Source organism: Arthrobacter sp. 2YAF22_2, from assembly GCF_052114645.1.
GTDB lineage: Bacteria > Actinomycetota > Actinomycetes > Actinomycetales > Micrococcaceae > Arthrobacter.
In genome coordinates, this window is sequence record NZ_JBFRFD010000317.1 from 1 (window position 1) to 4,352 (window position 4,352).

At 69.6% G+C, this 4,352-nt stretch carries 5 protein-coding genes and 1 pseudogene; all 6 read left to right on the forward strand.

Going from position 1 to position 4,352, the window contains the following annotated elements:
- Nucleotides 1–582: Obg family GTPase CgtA (cgtA, locus tag AB4Y86_RS13035; RefSeq protein WP_441402642.1), on the forward strand; the 582-nt coding region annotated here is incomplete at its 5' end.
- Nucleotides 572–1,723: a glutamate 5-kinase gene (gene proB, locus AB4Y86_RS13040; RefSeq protein ID WP_441402643.1), complete on the forward strand. Its 1,152-nt coding sequence runs from the start codon at nucleotides 572–574 to the stop codon at nucleotides 1,721–1,723. The genes cgtA and proB, both read left to right, overlap by 11 nt.
- 26 nt (nucleotides 1,724–1,749) lie before the next feature.
- Nucleotides 1,750–3,084, forward strand: a complete 1,335-nt coding sequence (locus AB4Y86_RS13045; protein ID WP_441402644.1) for a glutamate-5-semialdehyde dehydrogenase — start codon at nucleotides 1,750–1,752, stop codon at nucleotides 3,082–3,084.
- Nucleotides 3,085–3,164: 80 nt separating this feature from the next.
- Nucleotides 3,165–3,395: a hypothetical protein gene (locus tag AB4Y86_RS13050; RefSeq protein ID WP_441402645.1), complete on the forward strand. Its 231-nt coding sequence runs from the start codon at nucleotides 3,165–3,167 to the stop codon at nucleotides 3,393–3,395.
- Nucleotides 3,396–3,408: 13 nt separating this feature from the next.
- Nucleotides 3,409–4,077 (forward strand): nicotinate-nucleotide adenylyltransferase, encoded by a 669-nt coding sequence (gene nadD, locus AB4Y86_RS13055; RefSeq protein ID WP_441402646.1) that lies wholly within the window; start codon nucleotides 3,409–3,411, stop codon nucleotides 4,075–4,077.
- A gap of 7 nt (nucleotides 4,078–4,084) precedes the next feature.
- Nucleotides 4,085–4,352: pseudogene (locus AB4Y86_RS13060) on the forward strand (hypothetical protein); the annotation flags it as partial.

The window sequence follows — 4,352 nt, forward strand, 5'->3', positions numbered from 1 at the left end:
GCCATGGCCGAGATCGTCAAGGCCGCCCGCGATGCGGTGGCCGCGACGCCGCCCAAGGTCCACGCTCCCGTGCTGCGACCGCGCGCCGTCAACGAAAGCGGGTTCACGATCCGCCGCGAGGAGAAGGGCCTGGAGCCGCTGTTCCGCGTGCTGGGCGACAAGCCGGTCCGCTGGGTCAAGCAGACCGACTTCACCAACGAGGAGGCCATCGGCTACCTCGCCGACCGCCTCGCCAAGCTGGGCGTCGAAAACGAGCTGTTCAAGCAGGGCGCCAAGCCGGGCGACATGGTCGTCATCGGCGAGGACGACGGCGTCGTCTTCGACTGGGAGCCGACCATGATGGCCGGCGCCGAACTCCTGGCCTCCCCGCGCGGCACCGACGTGCGCTTCGCCGACATCGGCGACCGACCCACGCGCGGCCAGAAGCGCGAGGACCAGCAGGAGCGCCGCGACGCGAAGGCCGCCGCCCGGGCGGAGCTGGAAGCCGAGCGCAAGGCCGGCATCTGGACCGAATCGGTCAGCGGCCGCCGCGCCGCACAGCCGCTCAAGGAGAGTGGAGTCGGCGAAACCGATGACGAGTAACGCCGTCGCCGTTCCCGGCGCGGCCGGGGCAGCCAGCCGCGCCGTGCTCTCCGGCGCCCGCCGGATCGTGGTCAAGGTCGGTTCTTCCTCGCTGACGTCCATCAAGGGCGGCATCGCCGAGGAGGCGCTGACCGACCTCGCCGATGCCCTAGCGCACAAGCGCAACGCCGGCACCGAAATCATCCTCGTTTCCTCCGGCGCGATCGCGGCCGGGCTGGCGCCGCTGGGGCTTGCCAAGCGCCCCCGCGACCTCGCCACCCAGCAGGCCGCCGCCAGCGTGGGCCAGGGCCTCTTGATGGCCCGCTACACCCACGCCTTCGGCGCGCACGGCGTCACCGTGAGCCAGGTCCTGTTGACCGCCGACGATTTCATGCGCCGCAGCCAGCACACCAACGCCTTCCGCGCCCTGGACCGGCTGTTGAACCTCGGCGTGGTCCCGGTCGTCAACGAAAACGACACCGTCGCCACCCATGAAATCCGTTTCGGCGACAACGACCGGCTCGCCGCGCTCGTGGCGCACCTGGTCCGCGCCGACGCCCTCGTCCTGCTCTCCGACGTCGACTCGCTGTACGACGGTCCGCCCGTGCACGGCGCCCGGCGGATCGCGCACGTCTCCGGTCCGCGCGACCTCGAAGGGATTTCGATCGGCAGCACCGGGAAAGCCGGGATCGGCACCGGCGGCATGGTCACCAAGGTCGAGGCCGCGTCCATCGCCGCCGGATCCGGGATCCACGCGCTCGTGACCTCCACCGCGAACGCGGCCGCCGCGCTGGCGGGGGAGGACGTGGGGACCTGGTTCTCCGTGAACGGCGCCCGGAAACCGATCCGGCTGCTCTGGCTGGCGCACCTGGCCTCCGTACGGGGCCGGCTGGTGCTCGACGACGGCGCCGTCCGCGCCGTGCGGGACCGCCACACGTCGCTGCTGCCGGCCGGGATCACCGCCGTGCACGGCGACTTCGAAGCCGGCGACGCCGTCGAGATGGTCGGCACCGACGGTACCGTGATCGCCCGCGGACTGGTGAACTACGGCGCCGCCGAACTGCCGCAAATGCTCGGCCGCTCCACCCATGAACTCGGCAAGACGCTGGGGCGCGGCTATGACCGTGAAGTTGTTCATGTTGACGACCTGGTGCTGGTCTAAGCCCTCCGCTCGCCTAAACTTGGAGCATGACTGAGGCCCTGACTTCGCACCCCGACCTGCCGGTACACGACGGGCCCGCCGCAGGCCCGCCGACGGCCGCGCCGGAGCTCGAAGCCGCAGTGCACGCCGTTGCCGACCGGTCCCGGGCCGCCTCCCGCCGGATGGCCCACGCCAACCGGGCGCTGAAAGACCGCGGTCTTCGGGCTGTCGGCGCCGCGCTCCTGGAACACAAGGACCTGATCCTGGCCGCCAACGGCAAGGACGTCGCGGCCGGACGGGCCGCCGGCACCTCCGCGGCCCTGCTGGACCGGCTCACCCTCACCGAGGCCCGCGTCCAGGCCCTCGCCGCGGCCCTGGAGAACCTCGCCACCCTGCCGGACCCGGTGGGCAATGTGGTGCGCGGCCAGACCCTCCCTAACGGGCTGCGCCTGCGCCAGATCAACGTCCCGATGGGCGTCGTCGCCGCGATCTACGAGGCACGCCCCAACGTCACCGTGGACATCGCCGGACTGGCGCTCAAGAGCGGCAACGCCGTCATCCTGCGCGGCGGGAGTGCGGCCGCCGCCACCAATGCGGCGCTCGTGAGCATCCTTCGCGATGCCCTGGACTCCGTTGGCCTGCCGGCCGACGCCGTCCAGAGCGTCGACGTGTACGGGCGCGACGGCGCAAATGTGCTGATGCGGGCCCGCGGCCGGGTCGATGTGCTGATCCCCCGCGGCGGACGCGAACTCATTCAAACAGTGGTGACGAATTCCTCGGTGCCCGTCATCGAAACCGGCGAGGGCAACGTGCACATCTTCCTCGACGCCTCGGCGGACGAGAAGATGGCGGTGGAAATCCTGCTCAACGCCAAGACCCAGCGCCCCAGTGTCTGCAACACAGTGGAGACGCTGCTGGTGCACTCCGCGTCCACCGTGCTGCCCGCCGTCGCCTCGGCCCTGCGTGCCGCCGGCGTCACCCTGCACACCGACGGACGGATCCGGGCCGCGCTCCCGGGCGCCGTGGACTCCGTTCCCGCCACCGAGGCGGACTGGGCCACCGAATACATGGACCTCGACCTGGCGGTGGCGATGGTGGACTCGCTGGATGAAGCCGTTCAGCATATCCGCACCTGGTCCACCGGGCACACCGAGGCAATCCTGACCAACGATCTCGCCAACGCCGAGCGGTTCATCGCCGAGGTGGATTCAGCCGCGGTGATCGTGAATGCCTCCACGCGGTTCACCGACGGCGGAGAGCTGGGCCTGGGCGCCGAGGTGGGCATCTCGACGCAGAAGCTGCACGCCCGCGGCCCGATGGGGCTGACCGAGCTCACCACGACGAAATGGATCGTCCAGGGCGAAGGCCAGATCCGCGCCTAGCAACGCGGTAACATGGAACAGAAGCCAGGAACGGCGGGAACCGCCGCCGTCGTCAATTTGGAAACCTACTAGGGGAGAACATGCTGTTTCAGCAGATCGCCACGTCCGTCGCCGCAGCCGTCGAACACGAGGAACTAGCGCCGCTCATCGCGCCGCCGTTCGTGATCGGTGGCACGATGTTCGTGATCCTGCTGGTCCTGATGTTCATCACGCTGTCCTACGGCAACCTCGGCAAGCGCCACGAGGCCGTCGAGGAGCACGCGGATCCGCACCGCCAGCACCCGGCGAAGCACCCGGGCCCGGGCCACTAATATTTCCGCCACAGTGAAGCAGCACGGCGCCAAGCGCCGCCTGCGACTCGGTGTGATGGGCGGCACGTTTGATCCGATCCATCACGGCCACCTGGTCGCGGCCAGTGAGGTCGCGGCGAAGTTTGACTTGGACGAAGTCGTGTTCGTCCCCACCGGGCAGCCTTGGCAGAAGAACAGCAGGAATGTCAGCGAGGCCGAACACCGGTACCTTATGACAGTGATCGCCACGGCCTCCAACCCGCGGTTCACGGTGAGCCGGGTCGACGTCGACCGTCCCGGCCCCACGTACACCATCGACACCCTGCGGGACCTGCGCACGCTGCGGCCGGATGCCGACCTCTTCTTCATCACCGGCGCCGACGCGCTGGCCCAGATTCTTTCCTGGAAAGATATCGACGAGCTGTGGTCGCTGGCGCACTTCGTGGGGGTGACCCGGCCGGGACACGTGCTGGACGGCATGGGCCGCGATGACGTCAGCCTGCTGGAGGTGCCCGCCATGGCGATCTCCTCCACGGACTGCCGGACCCGGGTCGCGGCGGGAAACCCCGTCTGGTACCTTGTGCCCGACGGCGTGGTCCAATACATCGCCAAGTACGACCTGTATGATCAGCCTGCTCCGCGGCACGACTTCCCGGAGTCCGAGCCGGTCCTCGAACCAAACCAAACCGCCAGCACCGAATGAGCCTTGAATGAGTCAGGAACAGCCTCCCATCCGCAGCCGCCGCGATTTGCGCCGGGCCAGGGATGAACGCCAGGAAGTGAACCCGGGCACCGGCACCACTGGTGCCGGTGCTGTTCCGGCTGCTCCGCAACAGGGCGGCTCGGCAGGCTCCGGCGCTGGAAAGGGCGGCGCGAATCCCGCCTTCTCGGCGCGTCCGGAAGAGCCGACCGAGGCCGAAACCAGCGGCCGGCGCCGCGTGACCGGTCCGGTGGACGCCGTCCAGACCACCTCGAACC